Raw genomic sequence first — 21,054 nt, 5'->3', positions numbered from 1 at the left:
TACGTGCTGCAAAGTTGGCTGGATAGTCTGAAAGAATTCAATGGCATAACGATTATGCTGCTGCTGATTGTGGCCGCTTCATTGCTTCAGGGGTGGTCCAGAGGTGCTTCACGTTCGGCAGGAAGACTCTTTGGATTCCTCATGGATGGCATTATGGCGGTCATTGGTATTCTGTTATCCATCGGTTTAACCTTATGGCTTGCGCCATATGTTCAGCAATGGTTGTCTGTGCATGCGGCAGACATGCCAAACCGTGAATTGAACCGATGGGAGCAGATGTATTATACATTGATTACGGCGATTGCTGATTTTCCGCTGATGCGGTTTGCCGTGTTGTTTGTAATTAGTTATGGCTTCATCCGATTGGTTCTCGGATTGCTCTCTTCCCTTATTTTCAGCAGAAGATACAGTGCAGCAGAGCAAGAGAGCAGACCAAAAGGGTTTTTCAGCCGCTTTACGGGTGCTGTGATTGGTACAGTTATCGGCTCCGTCCGAGGGATGATTGTGATTGCCGTGTTGTTCATGATTGTCAGTCTCTATCCGGGCAGCATGTTTAGTCGCTATGTAGAGGCTTCACCCATTTATATGCAAGGGGCCAAATCGGTTATAGAGCCATTATCAGGTACTTTCATCAAAGACAAGCTGCCTGTATTTACGCAAGCCGTGCAAAAGGAACTTGGCGCGATCCTGCAACGCAAATATGAAGTCATTGACCATAACATTCCGGCAGATATTGAATCTGCGGCAAAAGAAATTGTGAAAGGTCAAACGACAGATGAAGCGAAAGCCAGGGCATTATATGACTGGGTAGGTTCTCGCATTCAATATGACTATGGCAAAGTGGATGACTATGAGCAAAAGGGCATATGGCACGAGCAGACGCCACAGAATACATTTGATACACGTCAAGGCGTATGTATCGATTACGCGCGTTTATATGCGGTCATGGCTCGTTCACAGGGGCTGGAAGTCAAAGTGGTTACAGGTCTTGGTTATAACGGGCAGGGTGGTTATGGTCCGCATGCCTGGAATGAAATATATTTAAGTGATTCGGAAAGCTGGATTCCGCTTGACCCTACTTGGGCAATCAGTGGCGATTGGTTCAATCCTCCTAACTTTGCCGATACCCATCTGAAAGATCAATCAGCATAACATTACGCCGGACATGGGTCCGGGAGATGACGACGTTGCCAGGTTATCATGCCGAGGCTGTAAATTCTGGACGGTATGCATCAAGTCATGAAAGAGGTAGGATGAATGAACAATCATTCAAAAGAGAAGGACGAACTTACGGACAAGCGGCGCTTCAGTTACCGGATGAACGTATTTTTCTTCGCTTCCTTTGTTATTTTTAGCGTTATTATTGTACGGCTGGCATTTTTGCAATTCGTGGAAGGGCCTGAGCTCAGTCAGGAGGAAGCGAGCAACATTACCAAAGATGTACCGCTCGCTCCCGTGAGAGGAACGATCTATGATTCCACGGGCGAGGTCAAGCTCGCTTACTCTAAGCCGATTCAATCCTTGTATCTGACCTTATACAAAAATTATGGGGATGTGGATGCCAAACCCAATCCGAATATAGCGGAAGTGGAGGACATCGCCAACCGGCTGCATGATGTTTTTGAGCAGTATAAGAAAAAGGATTCCGAGGCCCTTACGGTCGATAACATCTTAGAAGCAATGGACCTCAATTCGCGTAAAGCGAATGGGTTCATGCCACGTCTGATCAAGAGTGATCTGTCCGATGAAGAAGTGGCCTACTTTCTACAGCATAAGGATGAATTCAAGGGAATTCAGATTGTAGAGGAAAGTGTGCGCTACTATGATCCGGATACGGTAGCCGTTCAGACGATTGGTTATCTCAAAAAGTTCAAAAGCTCTAAAACACTCAATAAATACAAAGAGGTCGATGAGGCCAATAAAAAGCAAACGGACCCAGGTCTTGTATATACCGAGAATGAGTTTGTTGGCTTTGATGGACTGGAACTGCAATATCAGGATGTTCTGCGAGGGAAAAGCGGTTATAACTCCGTGGACGTTGACTTACGTAACTTGCCTGAAGGTGTAGCAGGCTCTACCCCACCCGAAAAAGGGTATGATCTGATTACAACGATTAACAAAAATGTTCAGGTGAAAACGGAACAAGCGATACTGGATCAAATAAGCTGGCTGCATACACATCAGGTCTCCGGTAAGCTGCATCCCAATGCAAAAACAGGTTTTGCAGTCGCAATGGAAGTGGATACAGGGAAGATTGTTGCTGCTGCCAGTATGCCGGATTACGACACGAACGTTTGGAGAACTGGCGGTATAAGTACTGAAGATTACGATAAAATAAAATATATTTATCAAAATGGTACCATTCGTGGATTCCCGCCAGACGATTCAAATAAACGAGCGGAATCTGTTGTATTGCTTGGTTCCACAATCAAACCGCTTAGTGTATTGATTGGTTTGAAGGAAGGTTTTTTCACAACAAATACAGTATATTCAGACAGAGGTTCAACGACTTTTGGTGGGGATAACCGCAGAGTACAGAATTCCTCCGGTCACGTGTATGGTTCGTTAACTCCTCGTGATGCGATTCGTCATTCCTCGAACGTGTTCATGATTGACGAGATCGGGAAGAAACTGTACTCGAAGTATGGTGCAGAGGGTATTGGCGTATGGGATGAATACATGAAGCAGTTTGGACTTGGTGTACCTACTGAAGTAGATTTGCCTAATGAATATTCTGGTTACTTGGAATACATTAAGAGTGAAGAGAGCTCACTTACTAAGCTCGTATATGCCTCCTTTGGACAACAAGGGAAGTATACAACAATGCAGCTGGCACAGTATGCTACGATGCTAGCGAATAAAGGAAAACGCATGGAGCCGCAATTGGTCAGTGAGTTCCGTGATTCGGAAGGCAATGTGGTTGAGAAAATGAAACCGAAAGTGCTCAGCACAGTCGATTTTAATGATGCTTACTGGAATGAAGTACAGCGAGGCATGGCAACCGAAGTAACAGCGTTTAGTGGATTCCCTTATGACTTTGCAAGAAAAACAGGTACATCCACACAGTTAGTCGGAGGCAAATTGGTGGATAACGGGGTGTTTATTGCTTATGCACCACGTAACAATCCGAAGCTGGCTGTAGCTGTGGTTATTCCTGAAGGGGGCTTTGGTTCGAGCAGTGCTGCCCCTGTTGCACGTGCGATCTTCGACGCGTATGACGAGGAGTTTGGTCTGGACGGTGTACCGAAGAAAGATAAAAATAAAGACTCAGATACACAGTAATGTGATTCTTTGATTCCAAAAGAAGGGACCCTTTCGAGGGTCCTTTTTACGTTTGCCAGGACTGAGAGGTCTCTTTTCCACAAGCTGCTGCAAATCAATATGTAACAAACATCATGCATGTCACGTTTATATAAGAGAATGTTCACGAAAATGTAACCAAAATCTGGAGGACATGGCAGTTGACCTTTGATAGACTTGTAGAAGGAAAGGTATGTTATTTGAACCGATTGATGCAATATGCGTGATAGATGAACTACTTTTACATAAGAACGGAGAGGCTTATCCCATGTTTAACCGATTGAGGAAAAAGAAAATGTCCAATGAAGATACACCAGTCAACAAGCCGTCTAGTGTAAGAATGAATATGTTTTTTTTCGCTGCGTTTGTGATATTCAGTATCCTAATTTTCAGATTGGCCTTTGTGCAATTTGTCGAGGGACCTGAACTGACCTATATGGAAACCAGCCGTAATACCAAAGATATTCCGCTCGCCCCTGTTCGTGGGCCAATCTACGATGCGACAGGGGAAGTTGCGCTGGCTTATTCGGAACCTGTGCAGTCCCTCTATGTATTGTTGTATGAGGATTATAGAAATGATGACCGCAGACAGGAAGCGGAGGAACTGGCTCATAATCTGGCCGCTGTGTTTAAACAGTTTAATCCAGGGGACAAGGAGCAGCCGGATGCAGAAGAGATCATTAAAAGACTGGATCTCAAATCTCAGAAGGCACATGGGTATTCTCCTCGTCTGGTGAAATCGGATCTCAACATGAAAGAAATTGCTTATTTTATGGAGAAAAAGGCTGAATATCCAGGTGCTATGGTACTTGAGGAAAACGTAAGAAAGTATGATCCCGATAGGGTCGCAGTTCAGGTGATCGGATATACAAGAGAGTTCAAGGGCCAACAGGACAACTTGGATAAGTATAGAGAAATCAGCAAATCGGAAGCAACAGAACGCGACCCAGGATTGCGCTATACCCAGCAAGAAAAAGTTGGAGTTGATGGCCTTGAATTTCAATATCAGGAAGAGCTTCGTGGGCGTAGCGGCTACCAATCCATTGATATTAATTTGCGTAATTTGCCAGAGGGTACGATGCAACAGACTCCGCCGGAGAAGGGATACAGTCTGGTCTCCACAATTAATAAGGAAATTCAGATGGTAGCACAGCAGGCAATAACGGATGAATTGCGTAAGCTTCCGAAAGCCGTTACGGGATATGCGGTAGCCATGGAAGTGGATACTGGCAATGTAGTGGCTATGGCGAGTATGCCGGATTATGATCCGAATGACTGGGATTATAACAAGATCAAGTACGTTTATCGCAACGGAACGATGGCTTCCTTCCCGCCGGACGATTCGAAAAAACATACTGAATCCGTTGTACTGCTAGGTTCCGTAATCAAGCCACTCAGTGTATTGATTGGATTGAAAGAAGGACTATTCACGACAGGGCAAACGTATCACGACCAAGGATATGCTATTTTAGGGAAAGACGGGAGACAAGTGAAGAACTCCCATTCAGCATATAATGGCAATATTACAGCGAGACGGGCTATTGAGAAATCTTCCAATGCCTTTATGATTGATATGGTTGGTAAGAGACTTCTAAATAAGTATGGCTCGGATAAAGGGCTTGATGTTTGGCACAAGCACATGCAGGAATTTGGCTTGGGTGTATCAACTGGTGTTGACTTGCCTGGTGAATTCTTGGGCAGACTTGAGTATACAAACAAAGATGAATCGGCTCTTACACGTCTGGCTTTTGCCTCATTTGGTCAGCAAGGTAAATATACAACGCTTCAACTTGCACAATATACGACAATGCTTGCCAATAAAGGCAAACGGATCGAACCTCATTTGGTGAAGGAAATCCGTGATGCAGATGGTAATGTGGTCAAGAAAATCAAACCAAAAGTGTTAAACGAGGTTGATTTTGCGGATGCCTACTGGAATGAAGTGCACAAGGGTATGGTTACCAAAGTAAGTTCGTTTGACGGTTTCCCCTACGATTATGCGAGAAAAACAGGAACCTCGGAGCAGGGAACAGGGCCGAACAAAAAGGAAAACGGAGTATTTATCGCATTTGCACCACGGGATAATCCGAAGCTGGCTATAGCGGTTGTTGTGCCTGAAGGTGGCTTTGGATCGGTTAGTGCGTCTCCGATTGCACGTAAAATTTTCGATGCTTACGATGAAGTGTATGGTCTTGATGGGACTCCAAAAGGGAAGAAAAATCAGGGGAAAGATACAGAGTAACGTGAAGAAACGCAAATGAATTAGCACAGATAAGCGAAAAAAGACAAACAATCTAATTAAATCGCCCATATACTCAATTGGACAGGCAGGGGAAATTATCCCTTGCCTTTTTATTTTGCATCGGCTAAAATTTGCACAAGGGAAACATTATTAGTCTTGTATAAATTTTAATACCTTGTACAACAAAATTAGATGAGGACAATTATGTTAGGAGAGGGAAAGGAGCGGTATGAATTGTTGATGGTGAAGATGAGGAGCATTCAGAGAGGGTTGATGACGCTGGCAGCTGTTGTTCTGGTTATCGTGCTAACAGCGTGCTCAGGTGCAGCGGAAACAGGAGGTAGTGAAGGGAAGGTGCAGGTCACAGCCACAACAGGCATGATTGCGGATGTAGCGCGTGAAGTCGGCGGGGCATATGTTGATGTTACCGGGCTAATGGGCCCAGGGGTAGATCCTCACTTGTACAAGGCTTCGCAGGGAGATATTCGGAAGCTGGAGCAAGCGAAGGTCATTTTCTACAACGGGCTGCATCTTGAAGGAAAAATGACAGACATTTTGGAGAAAATGTCCAAGAGCAAAATAGTAACAGCTGTCTCGGAGAACATTCCGGTGGAGGAATTGCGTTCAGGAAAAGATACAGGCGGAACGGAATACGACCCACACGTCTGGTTTGATGTTAGCCACTGGATGCATGCCACAGAGGCTGTGCGCGATACACTCGTGGAAGCAGACCCGGAACATGCAGAAGAGTACAAGGCCCAGGCAGAGCAGTATCTAACTAAACTGGAGGCATTGGATTCCGAGGTGCGGGAAAAAATCCAGGAGATTCCGGAAGCCAGCCGGGTATTGGTTACGGCGCATGATGCCTTTGGATACTTCGGCCAAGCTTATGACATGAAAGTGATGGGGCTTCAAGGAATCAGTACAGCAGCAGAATATGGTGCAAGAGATGTCAGTGAGTTGCGAGATTATCTTGTGGACAACAATATCAAAGCGGTATTTGTAGAATCCAGCGTACCAGCAAAAGCGATGGAAGCCATTATTGCTGGTGCAGCCGAAAAAGGACATACCGTAAGTATTGGTGGTGAACTGTTCTCGGATGCGATGGGTGCTGAGGGAACAGAAGAAGGAACGTATATTGGCATGATCCGCCATAACACTCAGACGATTGTAGAGGCATTAAAATGATAAACGATATGAAGAGAGGAGTGGACAGAGCATGAGCGATACAATTTTATCCGAAAAATCTCAATCACAACCAAATGCTAACCATCTGAAGGGAACACAGCCTACATCAGCTCCTCTTAGTGTTCGGGATCTGGCGGTGGCTTACCATAAAAAGCCGGTCCTCAGTGGGGTATCTTTTGACATCCCGGAAGGTCAGCTGATTGGCATCCTTGGTCCAAACGGGGCTGGGAAATCAACCTTGATCAAAGCCGTTCTGGGACTTGTTCCAAAAATGCACGGCGAGGTGAAAATTTTTGGTCAGTCCTACCGAGAACAGCGTCGCCGGATCGGCTACGTACCTCAGCGTGAATCTGTTGATTGGGATTTCCCAACCCACGCCCTCGATGTTGTCATGATGGGGCGTTATGGACATCTGGGCTGGTTCCGCCGTCCTGGCAAAAAAGAACGGGATTTGGCAGCTCACTGCCTGGAGCAAGTCGGAATGGGTGATTATATGTACCGCCAGATCAGTCAGCTTTCTGGAGGACAGCAGCAGCGTGTCTTTCTGGCAAGAGCACTGGTACAGGATGCGGAATTGTATTTCATGGATGAGCCGTTTGCAGGTGTGGACGCCACAACGGAGAAAGCTATCATTTCATTGTTGGAACAGCTAAAGAAGCAAGGGAAGACCGTACTGGTTGTTCACCATGATCTGGCGACAGTAGAGGAATATTTCGACCATGTGCTGCTGCTTAATGGACGGCTGGTTGCAGGTGGACCGACGAATGAAGTATTTGTACCGGATACTTTGCAAGAGACGTACGGAGGCCGGATAGCGATGATCGGAAGCCGGTCGGAGAAAGGCCAGGTGTAGTGCATGTGGAACTGGATAGTAGCCATTTTGTCCGATCCCAATACACGCTGGATATTGCTTGGCTGCTTGTTACTCGGATTCAGTAGTGGAATTATTGGCTCTTTTACATTTTTGCGTCGTCAAAGTCTCATGGGGGATACGTTGGCTCATGCAGCTCTGCCAGGAATTTGCATCGCGTTTATGTTGACTGAAACCAAATCAGTAGGATTATTTCTGTTCGGTGCGCTTGTGGCTGGAATCATTGCGACCTTCGGCATATCGTGGATTACACGGTATTCCCGGATCAAGCAGGATGCGGCAATGGGGATTGTGCTGACTGTATTTTTCGGTATTGGTGTAGTGATGCTTACTCGGATTCAGCACGGTGCAAGCGGCAGTCAGAGTGGGCTGGATAAATATTTGTTCGGTCAGGCCGCATCCATGGTGATGACGGATGTGTATGTCATGGGCGGTGTCTGTCTTGTATTATTGATCGCCTGTCTGGCATGGTTCAAGGAATTCAAGCTGGTGAGTTTTGACCCGGGATTCGCACGGGGTATGGGACTGCCAGTTGGCATGCTGGAACAACTGATTCTGCTGTTGACCGTTATTGCGGTTGTTGCCGGGATTCAGGCGGTTGGCGTGGTGCTTGTTGCCGCTTTGCTGGTTACCCCGGCGGCGGCAGCTCGCTGCTGGACGGACTCGCTCTCGCTTATGGTACTGTTGGCCGGCGTATTTGGAGCACTGAGCGGTGCGACAGGTACAATCTTCAGCACCCTGGTGCCTAATCTGCCGACAGGGCCAGTAACGGTACTGGCAGCGACAGTGCTATTTGCAGGTTCCGCATTGCTTGCTCCACGGCGCGGACTGTTAGCACGCCGTTTGCGAAGTATGCAGGCGAAATCCGCTTACTTGAGAGAAGAACATGCCACGCTACAGACACTCTCTGCACAGCGAGCACAGCAGGAACGGGGTGAGTTGTAATGGCAACGTTTTGGATTCTATTAACGGCCATCCTGGTATCCTCCGCTTGCGCAATTCTTGGCTGTTTTCTCATATTAAGGCGGATGGCTCTGGTTGGAGATGCGATCAGTCATGCGGTTCTCCCAGGTATTGCGATTGCTTTCCTGTGGAGCGGTTCACGTGATTCGTTATGGATGCTGCTTGGGGCAACCGTATTTGGATTACTGACGGTGTTCTTCATTCAAAGCTTACAGGCTGGAGGACTATCATCGGATGCTTCCATCGGAATAGTGTTTACGGCACTCTTCGCAGTGGGTGTGATTTTGATCAGTTTGAATGCCGGGCATATTGATCTGGATCTCGATTGTGTCTTGTTCGGTGAGATCGCTTATGTCCAGTGGGATACCATAACGCTTGGAGGGACGGATGTAGGCCCAAGGGCGGTCTGGATGCTGGGCATCACCTTGCTGGTCATCCTCCTTGTAATCGGCTTGTTCTACAAACAGTTCAAGTTGTGTGCCTTTGATCCGGCGCTGGCTGCGGCCTGCGGCATTCCGGTGGTGTTGTTCCACTATCTGCTTATGGGGCTCGTTTCCATGACATCTGTGGCTTCATTTGAGAGCGTAGGATCTATTCTCGTGGTAGGCATGTTGATTGTACCTGCAGCGACGGCTTACTTACTCACGGATCGATTGGGTAAAATGATTCTGTACAGCGTGCTCGTAGGAGCGGCTTCCTCGGTTGGGGGCTACATCATGGCTTACGCGCTGGATGCTTCCATAGCAGGTTGCATGGTGGCGGTAGCAGGAATTCTGTTTGTGCTGGCCCTGTTGCTGTCTCCAAAGCATGGTATTGTCTTCCGATATGCTCGTCGCAAATTCGCGGCACGTTAATGGATAAAAAGTAGCAGCCGCCTGCATTGCAGGCGGTTTTTTCATGGATACAGGTAAGTTTTATCTTATACCAGACTCTTACACGAATTGGAACAGACACCTGTGCCCTTGTTGCAAAGGTTCACCCGTATCGCGGGTTACTTTGTTGCATGCCGACGATCTGTGGTAAAATGTCGTTAGCTGTGACGTCCGGAGCATCCGCCTACGCGGATGCCGGGCGATCTTTTTGTGAGAGTATGTTGGATAGGGAGAAGTAGAGAGACAACTGAGGAGGAAATACGGCATGAGTGAACTAAAATACAAATTGCTTGCATTGGATATGGATGGAACATTGCTTAACGATAATCATGAGATCACACAGGAAACCGCCAAATGGATTCAGATCGCCATTCGTCGGGGAGTGCATGTGTGCCTTTCGACGGGAAGAGCTGTTTTTCATGCGATGCCTTATGCGGTACAGCTTGGGCTGGAGACCCCGATGGTAACGGTCAATGGCAGTGAAGTCTGGAAAGCTCCGCATGATCTGCATATGCGCCATCTGATGGACCCGGCATTGATCCGCAAAATGCAGGAGATTGGCGAAAAATATAATAGCTGGTACTGGGCATACTCCGTGGAAGAGCTGTTCAACCGTGATCGTTGGACGGACAATATTGAAGGTCTGGAATGGCTGAAATTCGGATTCAATACCGAAGTAGATGAAGTCCGTCACCAGATTATGATGGAGCTGCAACAAATGGGCGGCTTGCAAATGACGAACTCCTCACCAGTTAATATTGAGATTAACCCTGCTGGTGTATCCAAAGCGAGCGGTGTAGCTGAAGTCTGCAAGCTTCTGGGCATAGAGATGTCCGAAGTGGTTGCTGTTGGAGACAGCTTGAACGATCTGGCGGTTATTGAAGCTGTGGGTCTTGGTGTTGCCATGGGCAACGCGCAGGAGCAAGTGAAGGAAGCGGCTGACCTGATCGTAGCGAGCAACAACGAAGATGGCATTGTCGAAGTCATCCGTGATCATATTTTGAAGGGGGAATAACCTTTGCTCGCAACCGTTGGCTGGATTTTAATTGTACTGCTGTTTGCGGTGGGGATGGCCGGAACGGTATATCCCATACTGCCTGGTGCTGTAGCGATTTTCTTCGCGTTTCTGGTCTATGGCTGGTTCTTCAGCTTTGTTCCGTTCGGTGTATGGTTCTGGATTATCCAGATTTTGATCGTAGTGGTGCTGTTTGTGGCTGATTATGTCGTCAGTGCCTGGGGTGTGAAGAAATTCGGCGGCTCCAAATTATCGACGACTCTCAGTACGATTGGTGTCATCATTGGCCCATTTGTCATTCCGGCGTTTGGACTCGTACTGGGGCCATTTATCGGTGCTTTTATCGGGGAATTGATCGGAGGGTCATCACCAGCCAAAGCTTCCAAAGTCGGATTTGGTTCCGTGGTGGGGCTATTTACAAGCACCGTTATGAAAATTATTTTGCAAATCGTCATGATTGTTCTGTTTATTATCTGGGTGGTAAGATTCGCATAGACGTTCGGGAGCGGCTTCATCTGGATGCACGTCGGTGTGGGGGAAAGAAGGGGAATTGGCTTGTCTAAGAAGGAAACATTCATTAGAGGTACGCTCATCTTGGCGGCAGCTGCGCTAATTGCGAGGGTACTCGGATTGGTTCAACGGGTGCCGCTGGAGCATATCCTCGGCGATATCGGTAACGCATCGTTTACCATCTCCAATACGGTATATTTAATGCTGTTAACCGTAGCTACAGCGGGCATACCGAGTACACTTAGCAAAATGGTGTCGGAACGCTATGCACTGGGACGCGCAGGTGAAGCACAACAAATCTACCGTGCAGCCCTGATCTTTGCGGCTGTAGCCGGGGTAGTTATGTCTGCTTTATTATGGTTCGCAGCACCTTATTATGCGACGTACGTATCCAAAGTACCGGAATCGGTGAGCGCCATTCGGGCCTTGGCTCCGGCGCTACTGCTCTTCCCGGCCATCGCAATGATGCGTGGATATTTCCAGGGTCGCGGCAATATGACGGCAGGCGGCATTTCACAGATTGTGGAGCAGTTTGCACGTGTAGGTACAGCGATCATCGTGGCGTTTGTTATGCTGCAATGGAATTATGATGATCAAACCATTGCGGCAGGGGCTTCATTTGGGGGCGTATTCGGAAGCATTAGTGCTTTTGCTGTCATGTTGTACTTCACCTTGAAACTTCGCAAAAATGACCGTGCGGCGCAATTGAATTATGAGCGTGCGGAGCAATTGCCCATGCGGGGCATCTACAGCGATATATTCAAACTTTCGATTCCAATCGTTTTATCTTCACTCGCTGTTCCGGCGATTAACTTTATCGATTCATCGCTGGTAGTTCCACTGCTTAGCGGACGAATCGGGATGGATGAAGCGACAGGAGTTCTTGCCATTCTCGGTGCCAAGGCCCAAAGTATTGCAGGCATTCCTCCGATTTTGGCTATCGCACTGAGTCAATCACTTGTGCCAGTCATTTCGGCAGCTTTTGCACGCAAAGATGAAGTTCATCTGAAAAATCAGGTGACGCTTGCTTTGCGCATTTCGATTCTGACAGGAATGCCGATCGTTATCGCTCTGTGTGCGGCAGCGTATTCCGTTAACGGCTTACTGTTTACCAGCCCAGACGGAACACCAATCATTACATTGCTGACGTTCGGTACCATTTTCCAAATTACGATGATGACCACCAACTCCATTTTGCTTGGGGTAGGTAAACCACGGATTACAATGATCAGTGTAGCTGCCGGTATCGTAGTCAAACTCGTAGCGAGTTTAATTCTGGCTCCAATCTTTGGCATTTACGGGATCATTATTGCGACCGCATTGTGTTTCCTGGTTATTACGTACCTCAATTTGCGGGTGCTTAGCAAAATTGTTGATTTCTCGATCATGGGTGATCGTTGGAAAGGATTCATCATTACCGTGCTGTGTGCAGCGGGTGTTGGTTTTGCGGCGAACTGGGCTGGGAACTCCATCTTTGATCTATTCCTGCCAACACGTGTATCATTCCTCGTTACCTGTCTATTTGTGGGTGCGCTTGTGGTTGTCGTGTACTTGGTACTCATGGTTGTTCTACGTGTACTTCGTAAAGACGAACTGGGCAGTTACCCTCGTATTTTGCAAAAAATACTCCGTCCGCTCATGCGTCTACAACGTGGAGCCGGGCAACGTGGATAATCGATTCAACACACAATACCCACTTCGTTATATTGTTTGAAATAAGTACAAGCTCTGTCTGCTTTCATAGCGGACAGGGCTTTTTTGTAATACCGAAAAAAGGTAGTCCATTATTGACTTCTAGACGTATTCCCTGGTAAGGCCTCTGTCCTTAATGAGTCAAGGTTTTGGCATCATGGGCCAATGCAGTTTTTAGCATTCCATACCGATGCTCATGACTCATCTCAAACAGCCAAGGGCGGCGCGGGGCCGTGAGATGACCGAGACAATCGCGATTTTGCAGCCAATCCTGCCTTGTAATCGGTTCATACGGCGTATCACCCCATACAGCCAGCAATTCAGGACTATATAACCGTTGTCCTTCCGCTAGCCATTCTTGATCCAACAGCTCCTGACTATAGAGCTCAGCTTCTCCGGGTTCATCTTTATGTGCGGTGAACAGACCAGGCCAGTATTCAGCACGTGAGCCACGGTGGGGAACCGAGCGCACAAACTCCAATACTTGTGTGTACACTTGTTCTACTCCAAACAGCATTGCATATAAACCTTTGCCAAACATAATCCGCTCGTCCAGCTTGCTAAAATGTTCAATAACCCGGCCTGCAAGACCTTTTTCCCGCCCGAGTGGAAATACGATATGGTTCAGCCCAGCCAGATTATGCAGATGGAATGCGGGTTTGGACAGCACTTGTTTTTGAAAATAAGGATGCTGCACGACACGGCTCTCGATATAGTTCTGCTCATTAATAATTAATGCCACACTAAGCAGCGAGCTGCATCGCTCCAGCCAAAATCGTTCCCAGAACGGTGTCATGAACGCCGATACATGAAAATGGGACAACAAATGAAAACAGCTCCGGCCGATCCGGCGGCTATTCATATATAACAGAAGCTGGGGATAAGCATCTTGGAAAATGAGGGCATTACATCGCTCCAGTAGTCGATACATGTGCTCACGGTCTGTTTGATTTTGCAGATTATGCATAAGGTCACTTTGAAGATCGGTCATGTGATATCCGCCGTTGCGGGATACCATATGGGCAAGCAGGGCCCAATGCAGCTCTGGATACTGTTCGTAACATTCCAGGTATGCTGCTGTGCGAGTGATGTTACTCCGGTTGTTTTCCTGCGTTAATGTCTTGATCTCTTCCAGAATGATGCAGTCCTCTTCACAGACCAGTGCACTGAGCGTATTTCGGGCAAAAGAACTCTCGTTTCCAGGCAATAGGCGCTCCACCTCTGCTTGTAAGGTTGCAGCCATGTCAGAGTCCCAAGCCATATCACGCAAGGGATGACGAAGCTGTGCAGAAGCCTGCCAAGCCGCCTGTTTGCCCCTCCACACTTCCCGGGCCGCACCGGGGATGGATCGAACCATCTGTAATATTGACCCATGATGGGCAGACTCGGAGGAATCCGTTTTAACGGAAGTCATAACATGACCTCCTTTCTTTATAATCTGATTACGTTTTTAGTTTAGGAAGCTGTTGATGTCAGTATGCGCCGAATATTTGACTTCCACTCCGCAATTTGCTTCACTTAGAGGATAAGACAAGGTATAGAAAGGAAGATGTTGTAATGGAAAAGATTACATCGAAACCGGAATTTGATGTGGCAATCCAATCTCCGCGTTTGACTGTAGCTGTATTTAAGGCAGATTGGTGTGGTGATTGCAAGTACATCGATCCGTTTATGCCTGAAGTTGAAGAAAAGTTTGCTCGTGAGCTGAAGTTGGTTGAGGTCGACGTAGATCAGGTGGGTACAGTGAGCGAAGAGCAAAATATCCTCGGCATCCCCAGCTTTGTAGCTTACACAGATGGCCGGGAACTTGTTCGTTATGTGAACAAACTGCGCAAGTCGAGAGAAGAGATTGAGCAATTCCTGCAGCGTGCAGTTGAGGTGTATAACACGATTCATAAATAAAGCATGACAGGTTAACCATGTTAAAGGTTATAATTAAAGGAACGCCATTTCTCTTGAAATAGGGAAGTGGCGTTTGTATTTTCCGAGTTTTCGGGAGAAACTAACGTTGTAATAATGTACATATTTACCGATGACCTGCGGGTCAACTTCTCGACAGACGTTAACATTTTGTCACAAAGCGCGGCGTCAATGACACATTTATCCGGTATAATGAATTTAGTTGTGAAATAAGTGTCAAAGTATCGAATCAAGCGGAGGATGTAGTTCTTCGCCATCTTAAACCAACAGCGGGTGAGAAAAAATTGAAACACTTAACCTTGTTTAAATGGTTAACCGTATTAACCTGTCTTGTCATGTTTCTGGCCACATTTGGCGGAGGCGTTGTGACCCGAACGGAATCGGGCCTCGGTTGCGGCGCAGAATGGCCTTTATGTAACGGAAAACTTGTGCCTGCACATACTGTTGCCTCACTAATTGAATTTTCCCACCGCGCCGTCAGCGCACTGGCAGGGCTTTTGTCCATAGCCTCTTTTGTAGCATTTTTGCGTTTTGGCAAATCACGCCGTGATCTGCAATTGTTTTCATTGTTAACGCTGATATTTGTTATTGTCCAGGGAATCATGGGTGCTTTTGCCGTCGTATTCTCCCAATCTTCCGCAGTCATGGCACTGCATTTCGGATTTGCCTTAATTGCTTTTGCCAGCTCATTGATGATGGCGCTTGGTATTCGACAGGAAGCTCGCCATGGTGGATTGGAACGACTGAATCGATACCCGCGAGTCAGCAAAGGGTTCCGAAATCTGGTGTGGTTTTCCACAATCTATACGTACCTCGTGGTATATACTGGAGCATTTGTGAGCCATACGGATTCTGCTGGAGGCTGTTCAGGCTTTCCGCTCTGTAACGGGCAGATTATTCCTGAGCTCTCGGGAGGCGTAGCTGTTGCTTTTGCTCACCGGGTGGCAGCTGTTTCATTAGTAATCGTCATTGCAATCCTCGGTCATTTTGCGTATCGCAAACATCCGGATAACACGGAATTAAGAGCACTTGGCGTCATTTCTGTTGTGCTGGTTTTGTTGCAAGTGGTCATTGGTTTTGGACTGATGCTCACGATGAATCGTCCGGAAGTGTATATGTTCGTGGCGCTGGCGCATATGCTTGATATTGCTATTTTGTTCGGTGTATTAACCTATATGAGTTTCCTGGTGTACAAGTTGCATCGGCCCGTTAATCGGTTCTGATATATCCGAATTATTGTAGTTCAGGGATAATCCAGTGAAGTTCACCATCCGATGATGTACATCATTGGACAGGTGAACTTTGTTTGATGTCAGGCGTGTCAGGGCACCCTATTGTAAGCAGCGGTCATACGTTTACTCTGATTCCGATTTTGTTTAATATGATGAATTATTATTAATTTGATGATCTGCAGAGTGGAAAGAGGAGGCTATATATGCTGCGAACGTTGCTGGGTGAAAAGCCGCGTAAGAACGAAGGCATACTAAAGGACGCGATGGAAGCGATGGCGGATACGCTTGAGCTATTTCAGCGACAGATGCATGTGGACCATGATCCTACCCATGATTTTCGTAAACTGTATATATGGACCCAGGGACTGATCTCTTCGCTGGATGAATTGGAGCAAAGCTGTTTTGCAGCTTCCCATTTCCGTCAGAAAGTCAAAGCGGGCTCTACGGACGATATGACATTACCAGAAAAAGCAGAGTATGCCCGTTACGTCTATTTCTATAAGGATGGCTTCATCCGATGTTTTGCCATTCTGGATAAGTTAGGTACAGTGTTGAATGAAATATTTGAGCTGAACACAACCAATGTTAAAACGCATTATTCTTATTTCACCGTATTAAGACAGTTCGGATATGATAAGCTGCATTATGTTCTTGCTAACGAACTAATCCGGATCAAGGACTCTTACCGTGAGCCAATGAGCAAATTGCGCAAACGGCGAAACATGGAGATTCATTACATGAATTCCGAAATGCAGGATGATCTGTGGCAGCTGCACCAGACTTTGCAAGGGAAAGTGAAGCTGGAAGACCTGGATCAGCATCTCTTGGAACTCCGGCAGGGTGTGGATATGGTATGTGAGACGTTAAAAGCAGCGTATGGCTACATCAACGAGAAGTGGCATAAGCAGGTAATGAATCAACCGACGAACTGATTGGATAGTAATATTTGCCTTTGACAAATCGGAATACTTGGATTATACTGAGTTCCTGATCGACAGTTAGATGGAATTAACATTTATGACATTAACATTATAACTACTACTGAACTTATAAATTAAATATTTCTTATCGAGAGCGGCGGAGGGACAGGCCCGATGAAGCCCGGCAACCGATTTATAACTGCATGACAGCTGTGTCATACTTTATAGATGTTAGGTGCTAATTCCTACAAAATGGTGCAAGGCACGATTTTGGCAGATGAGAAGGTATAATCTTTCACGTGAAGAGCCCTTTTTGTTTCTGCAAAAGGGGCTCTTTTTTTGTACGATGAAGGGGAGTTTTCCTTTCATTCGGGTAAAGATACATGTAGGCAGTGGGAAGGAGCAGTAATTTTGATTGAATTAAAAGGTTTAACCAAGAAGTACGGTAAAGGTTCAAAAAGTACGACGGCCTTATCGGAACTAAATTTGAATATCCGCAAGGGTGAAATATTCGGAGTTATCGGTCATTCCGGTGCAGGCAAGAGTACATTGATCCGTTGTATCAATTTGCTCGAACGCCCCACAGCAGGCGAGGTATGGGTTGATGGAATCAACCTAACCGATCTCAATAAGTCCGATTTGCAACAACAACGGCGTAAGGTCGGCATGATTTTTCAACACTTTAATCTGTTATCCTCAGCTACGGTATATGACAATGTGGCTTTTCCTTTAAAGCTCGTTAATACGCCCAAGGCTGCAATTGATCGAAAAGTGAAGGAAATGCTCGCATTGGTTGGACTGGAGGACCACAGCAATAAATATCCGGCCCAGCTGTCAGGCGGACAGAAGCAAAGGGTAGGTATTGCGAGAGCGCTCGCGAGTGATCCGAACGTGCTACTGTGTGATGAGGCCACATCGGCACTTGATCCCCAGACAACTGATTCGATTCTGAAGTTATTGCTGGATATCAATGAAAAGTATAACCTCACGATTGTTCTAATCACCCATGAGATGCACGTGATCCAGAATATCTGTGATCAGGTGGCGGTTATCCATCAGGGAGGCATCGTGGAGCAAGGGCCAGTGACGGAAGTGTTCCTCAAGCCGCAGCATGCCATTACGCGTGATTTTATGATGCGAGACCATGAGGTGGGAATTGCATTAGAAGAGACTGCTCTGGCGAGTGCAGATGTCTCATTACAGACGAACGGAGCTTCTAAGCTTGTGAAAATATCCTTCTTGGGCAATAAAACCTATGAGGCGATTTTGTCCAGAACGGTTCGCAAAACCGGAGTGGATTTCGCCATTTTGCAAGGCACCATTTCAACGATCAAACAAGTTCCCTATGGACAGCTGACCGTTCGGTTTGAGGGGCAGTCAGATGAGATCAATCTCACCATTAAAGAATTAGTGGATCAGGGACTTGATGTGGAGGTGCTTCGTTAAATGGATTTTTCAACAGTGCGTTGGGAAGAAATCGGTAAGGCTTCAATTGAAACACTGCAAATCCTCGGAGCATCGGGCCTATTCACGATAATCATTGGTTTGCCGCTAGGCGTATTGCTGTTTATGACGGCAAGGTCGACTTCGATTCAATCTCAAGTGGTGTACACGATACTATCGTTTATTGTAAATATTCTGCGATCAGTGCCATTTATCATTTTGATTGTTGCACTCATTCCGTTTACGCGTTCACTGGTTGGCACTGCTACAGGAGTACTGGGCGTTATACCACCACTCGTCATTGCCGCAGCTCCATACTTTGCCCGGTTGGTGGAAACTACACTGCGTGAAGTGGATCGTGGCGTCATTGAAGCCGCACAGGCGATGGGAGCTTCAACCGGACAGATTGTACGGCGTGTGCTTCTGCCAGAGGCATTGCCGGGTCTGATAGCTGGTATCACCATTACAATCGTTACCTTAGTTTCCTACACGGCGATGGCGGGGATGGTTGGTGGTGGAGGTCTGGGAACATTGGCAATCAACTACGGATACTTCCGCTATCAGAATGAAATTATGATTATATCCGTTGTATTTATGATCATTCTGGTGCAAGTGCTTCAGATGGCTGGCGATCGTTTGGTTAAATGGTTCACCAGGAAATAACACATATATAGCATTTACCTGATTCGGTATCGATTTGGGGCAAAATGCAAAAAAATTTATTGGAGAAGGGGTTTTACACATGAAAAAATGGTCTTTTGCTCTACTTAGTATTATGCTGATTGCGGTTCTAGCGGCTTGCGGAAACAACAAGGATTCCGACAGCGGCGCTGATAATGCTGGAGGCGCACCGCGCACCGTAGAATTGAAAGTGGGAGCATCCCCTACACCACATGCAGAAATTTTGGAAAGCATCAAGCCTGAACTCGAAGCTGAAGGCATTCGCTTGCAAATCGTGACTTTCAATGACTATGTTCAACCGAACCAACAGCTTGAAGATAAACAACTGGATGCGAACTTTTTCCAACACCAACCTTACCTGGATACAGAGAACAAAGAACGTGGTTTCCATCTCGTTGCTGTAACACCTGTGCATGTTGAACCTTTTGCTGGCTATTCCAAAAAAATCAAATCATTGGATGAGTTGAAAGACGGCGCAAAAGTAGCCATTCCTAATGACCCATCCAACGGCGGTCGTGGACTGTTGTTGCTTGCAAAAGAAGGACTTATCACGCTGAAAGACAACACAAATATCACTTCTACGATTCAGGATATTACAGCCAATCCGAAAAACCTGAATATCATCGAGCTGGATGCAGCCATGATGCCTCGTCAACTGGATGAAGCAGATCTGGTATTCATCAACGCCAACTACGCGCTGGAAGCCAATCTGAACCCAGAGAAGGATGCGCTGTTGATCGAGGACCTGCAAGGTAACCCTTATGCAAACATTCTCGTATCCCGTGAAGATAACAAAGATGCAGATGCCATCCAAAAACTGGCTGCAGCCCTGCATTCCGAAGAGGTTAAAACATTCATCAAAGATCGTTATCAAGGTGCTGTAGAACCGGCGTTTTAAGCTGAACGATTAAGCTGAAAATATATTGTATACTCGGCTCCACTTGTTATGGAACTACTAAAGAAAGCCCTGCATTCTCTTTATGGAGAATGCAGGGCTTTCTGTTTTGTACATCATGTTAAAGAGAACGTTTTGAGGTAAGAGCACTTCGATGTAGGAATACTATAAGTGCTTTACTTATAAGCTTAACGTTTATTCGGATCAGTATCTGAATGTCCATCTGTCTGTTGGCTATCAGAGCCTGCGGACTCCTGTCCAGCAGCATGCTGTTGGTAAGCTTCCTCTGCAGGAGATAGCGAATTCTGATCTCCTGGGTCAGCATCTTTTTTGCGGCCGGTCAGCTTGCGACGAATCCATCCGAAAGCACCAACAATAGCGGCCACGATGACAAACCATCCTTTCTTAAGTAAAAGCAATAATCCAACTTTCTTAGCTACAGCTACACCAGCACCACCGAGAATCAGACTGGTCAGGCCAAGTTCTGATTTTTTGTCTACGGATGCATCAAACTCTTCATAGGTATTTCCTTTGATCACGTTGAGCTGGTTAAGCACGGAGCTTTCAAACTGTTTGCGATTTTCTTCAAAATTGGCACTATCCGTAACGAGGATAACACCGATGTATCCTTCGCGGGTGAGTACATTCACATTATAATTGACGAGTTTTTCCCGCTCTGCATCCTCAAGACCAAGAGAATAGATCAATTGATGTTTGCTGCTGTCATAGGTGGGCTCAATTTCCCATCCGGTGATAAACAATTGATTTTCGGGTGTTGTTTTCTCATTTTGATCTTCTGTACCTCTTTTATAGCTATCGAGCAGTTCATCGGCATCCAGATCGTCTTTCTCACTATCATCGACATGACCGGTATCGTTATATTCAAAGATAACATACCAGTTGGAGTTTTCGCCGGCGCCATAGATACTTCCAATTTCCGTTCCATTGGGGAAGGAGTCCGTGTCTTCCAGGAACCTTTGGGTGTTAGCTGCATCGAGATAGGAGAGATTTTCAGCTACGTTTAATGTTGCTTTGTTATCAAGGACTACGTCTGAAGGCCCATCAATCCATTGATAATCTTCGGTGGAGCTATTGCTTTCACTTTCTGCAGATGCTGTGGTCGAGAATGGAGCTTGAAATGAGGCGATAAGCAAAATTGCGAGTAGAGAGGCTAACCATCTTTTCATTTACGCTGTATTCCTTTCGAAGGTGTCATGCAATGTTGTCATTTACATGAACATATGTATTGTGTCGTTATATTCATAAGAAAATAAGGACTTATCGACATTAACATAGGCATCCAGACCAGA

The 21,054-nt window shown here is 46.4% G+C and carries 18 protein-coding genes and 1 riboswitch; of the genes, 16 read left to right on the top strand and 2 right to left on the bottom strand.

Annotated elements, in window-relative coordinates:
• The first annotated feature begins 54 nt into the window (after positions 1-54).
• The 10 genes from CRO25_RS24210 (at position 55) to CRO25_RS24165 (ending at position 12,635) form a co-directional block, all read left to right on the top strand.
• Positions 55-1,152: a transglutaminase domain-containing protein gene (locus CRO25_RS24210; protein ID WP_079696716.1), complete on the top strand. Its 1,098-nt coding sequence runs from the start codon at positions 55-57 to the stop codon at positions 1,150-1,152.
• 105 nt (positions 1,153-1,257) lie between these two features.
• Entirely contained in the window at positions 1,258-3,282 is a 2,025-nt protein-coding gene (locus CRO25_RS24205; RefSeq protein ID WP_079696678.1) for a penicillin-binding protein 2, read from the top strand.
• A 286-nt stretch (positions 3,283-3,568) separates the two neighbouring features.
• Positions 3,569-5,542 carry a penicillin-binding protein 2 gene (locus CRO25_RS24200; RefSeq protein WP_079696715.1) on the top strand — a complete coding sequence of 658 codons (1,974 nt, stop codon included), beginning with the start codon at positions 3,569-3,571 and terminating at the stop codon, positions 5,540-5,542.
• Positions 5,543-5,782: 240 nt separating this feature from the next.
• Positions 5,783-6,730, top strand: coding sequence for a metal ABC transporter solute-binding protein, Zn/Mn family (locus CRO25_RS24195; protein ID WP_079696714.1), 948 nt, complete (start codon positions 5,783-5,785; stop codon positions 6,728-6,730).
• A gap of 31 nt (positions 6,731-6,761) precedes the next feature.
• On the top strand, positions 6,762-7,583 hold the full coding sequence (locus tag CRO25_RS24190) for a metal ABC transporter ATP-binding protein (RefSeq protein ID WP_231952394.1): 822 nt from the start codon (positions 6,762-6,764) through the stop codon (positions 7,581-7,583).
• Positions 7,584-7,586: 3 nt separating this feature from the next.
• Positions 7,587-8,546 (top strand): metal ABC transporter permease, encoded by a 960-nt coding sequence (locus tag CRO25_RS24185; protein ID WP_063566128.1) that lies wholly within the window; start codon positions 7,587-7,589, stop codon positions 8,544-8,546.
• Positions 8,546-9,418 (top strand): metal ABC transporter permease, encoded by an 873-nt coding sequence (locus tag CRO25_RS24180; RefSeq protein WP_079696677.1) that lies wholly within the window; start codon positions 8,546-8,548, stop codon positions 9,416-9,418. The genes CRO25_RS24185 and CRO25_RS24180 overlap by 1 nt, the downstream gene beginning before the upstream one ends.
• A 283-nt stretch (positions 9,419-9,701) precedes the next feature.
• The gene (locus CRO25_RS24175; RefSeq protein WP_063566126.1) at positions 9,702-10,451 is read left to right on the top strand and encodes a Cof-type HAD-IIB family hydrolase; all 750 of its coding nucleotides are present in this window, start codon (positions 9,702-9,704) and stop codon (positions 10,449-10,451) included.
• A 54-nt stretch (positions 10,452-10,505) separates the two neighbouring features.
• Positions 10,506-10,946: a DUF456 domain-containing protein gene (locus CRO25_RS24170; RefSeq protein WP_063566179.1), complete on the top strand. Its 441-nt coding sequence runs from the start codon at positions 10,506-10,508 to the stop codon at positions 10,944-10,946.
• A gap of 60 nt (positions 10,947-11,006) precedes the next feature.
• Positions 11,007-12,635, top strand: a complete 1,629-nt coding sequence (locus tag CRO25_RS24165) for a polysaccharide biosynthesis protein (RefSeq protein WP_079696676.1) — start codon at positions 11,007-11,009, stop codon at positions 12,633-12,635.
• A gap of 151 nt (positions 12,636-12,786) precedes the next feature.
• On the opposite strand, the gene CRO25_RS24160 is transcribed toward CRO25_RS24165, so the two are convergent.
• Entirely contained in the window at positions 12,787-14,067 is a 1,281-nt protein-coding gene (locus tag CRO25_RS24160; protein WP_079696675.1) for a DUF2515 family protein, read from the bottom strand.
• Between the two features lie 143 nt (positions 14,068-14,210).
• Here CRO25_RS24160 and CRO25_RS24155 point away from each other — a divergent pair, with 143 nt between their 5' ends.
• The 6 genes from CRO25_RS24155 to CRO25_RS24130 all read left to right on the top strand — a co-directional run bounded on the left by CRO25_RS24155 (position 14,211) and on the right by CRO25_RS24130 (position 19,747).
• Complete coding sequence (locus CRO25_RS24155) at positions 14,211-14,555, top strand: thioredoxin family protein (protein WP_063566123.1); 345 nt, start codon at positions 14,211-14,213, stop codon at positions 14,553-14,555.
• Positions 14,556-14,857: 302 nt separating this feature from the next.
• A complete protein-coding gene (locus CRO25_RS24150) occupies positions 14,858-15,796 on the top strand; it encodes a heme A synthase (protein ID WP_063566122.1) in 939 nt (312 codons plus the stop codon).
• Positions 15,797-16,008: 212 nt separating this feature from the next.
• A complete protein-coding gene (locus CRO25_RS24145; RefSeq protein ID WP_064635708.1) occupies positions 16,009-16,737 on the top strand; it encodes a Cthe_2314 family HEPN domain-containing protein in 729 nt (242 codons plus the stop codon).
• A gap of 130 nt (positions 16,738-16,867) precedes the next feature.
• Positions 16,868-17,009: riboswitch (SAM riboswitch) on the top strand.
• Between the two features lie 127 nt (positions 17,010-17,136).
• Entirely contained in the window at positions 17,137-18,171 is a 1,035-nt protein-coding gene (locus CRO25_RS24140) for a methionine ABC transporter ATP-binding protein (RefSeq protein WP_079696674.1), read from the top strand.
• Complete coding sequence (locus CRO25_RS24135; RefSeq protein ID WP_072735491.1) at positions 18,172-18,831, top strand: methionine ABC transporter permease; 660 nt, start codon at positions 18,172-18,174, stop codon at positions 18,829-18,831. It begins immediately after the preceding gene.
• A gap of 79 nt (positions 18,832-18,910) precedes the next feature.
• Positions 18,911-19,747: a MetQ/NlpA family ABC transporter substrate-binding protein gene (locus CRO25_RS24130; RefSeq protein WP_072735490.1), complete on the top strand. Its 837-nt coding sequence runs from the start codon at positions 18,911-18,913 to the stop codon at positions 19,745-19,747.
• Between the two features lie 185 nt (positions 19,748-19,932).
• On the opposite strand, the gene CRO25_RS24125 is transcribed toward CRO25_RS24130, so the two are convergent.
• The gene (locus CRO25_RS24125; RefSeq protein WP_072735489.1) at positions 19,933-20,931 is read right to left on the bottom strand and encodes a DUF2167 domain-containing protein; all 999 of its coding nucleotides are present in this window, start codon (positions 20,929-20,931) and stop codon (positions 19,933-19,935) included.
• Positions 20,932-21,054: the final 123 nt, after the last annotated feature.

It is taken from the genome of Paenibacillus sp. RU5M, assembly GCF_900221055.1.
In the GTDB taxonomy this organism is placed as follows: domain Bacteria; phylum Bacillota; class Bacilli; order Paenibacillales; family Paenibacillaceae; genus Paenibacillus; species Paenibacillus marchantiae.
The sequence above is the reverse complement of the archived record's forward strand: the minus strand, read 5'-3'. Positions and strand labels throughout refer to the sequence as shown.

Bases quoted from the DNA above. Each gene is read 5' to 3' on its own strand.
- CRO25_RS24210 (WP_079696716.1), top strand. From the start codon at position 55: ATGCTGCTGCTGATTGTGGCCGCTTCATTGCTTCAGGGGTGGTCCAGA.
- CRO25_RS24205 (WP_079696678.1), top strand. From the start codon at position 1,258: ATGAACAATCATTCAAAAGAGAAGGACGAACTTACGGACAAGCGGCGC.
- CRO25_RS24200 (WP_079696715.1), top strand. From the start codon at position 3,569: ATGTTTAACCGATTGAGGAAAAAGAAAATGTCCAATGAAGATACACCA.
- CRO25_RS24195 (WP_079696714.1), top strand. From the start codon at position 5,783: ATGGTGAAGATGAGGAGCATTCAGAGAGGGTTGATGACGCTGGCAGCT.
- CRO25_RS24190 (WP_231952394.1), top strand. From the start codon at position 6,762: ATGAGCGATACAATTTTATCCGAAAAATCTCAATCACAACCAAATGCT.
- CRO25_RS24185 (WP_063566128.1), top strand. From the start codon at position 7,587: ATGTGGAACTGGATAGTAGCCATTTTGTCCGATCCCAATACACGCTGG.
- CRO25_RS24180 (WP_079696677.1), top strand. From the start codon at position 8,546: ATGGCAACGTTTTGGATTCTATTAACGGCCATCCTGGTATCCTCCGCT.
- CRO25_RS24175 (WP_063566126.1), top strand. From the start codon at position 9,702: ATGAGTGAACTAAAATACAAATTGCTTGCATTGGATATGGATGGAACA.
- CRO25_RS24170 (WP_063566179.1), top strand. From the start codon at position 10,506: ATGGCCGGAACGGTATATCCCATACTGCCTGGTGCTGTAGCGATTTTC.
- CRO25_RS24160 (WP_079696675.1), bottom strand. From the start codon at position 14,067: ATGACTTCCGTTAAAACGGATTCCTCCGAGTCTGCCCATCATGGGTCA.
- CRO25_RS24155 (WP_063566123.1), top strand. From the start codon at position 14,211: ATGGAAAAGATTACATCGAAACCGGAATTTGATGTGGCAATCCAATCT.
- CRO25_RS24145 (WP_064635708.1), top strand. From the start codon at position 16,009: ATGCTGCGAACGTTGCTGGGTGAAAAGCCGCGTAAGAACGAAGGCATA.
- CRO25_RS24135 (WP_072735491.1), top strand. From the start codon at position 18,172: ATGGATTTTTCAACAGTGCGTTGGGAAGAAATCGGTAAGGCTTCAATT.
- CRO25_RS24130 (WP_072735490.1), top strand. From the start codon at position 18,911: ATGAAAAAATGGTCTTTTGCTCTACTTAGTATTATGCTGATTGCGGTT.
- CRO25_RS24125 (WP_072735489.1), bottom strand. From the start codon at position 20,931: ATGAAAAGATGGTTAGCCTCTCTACTCGCAATTTTGCTTATCGCCTCA.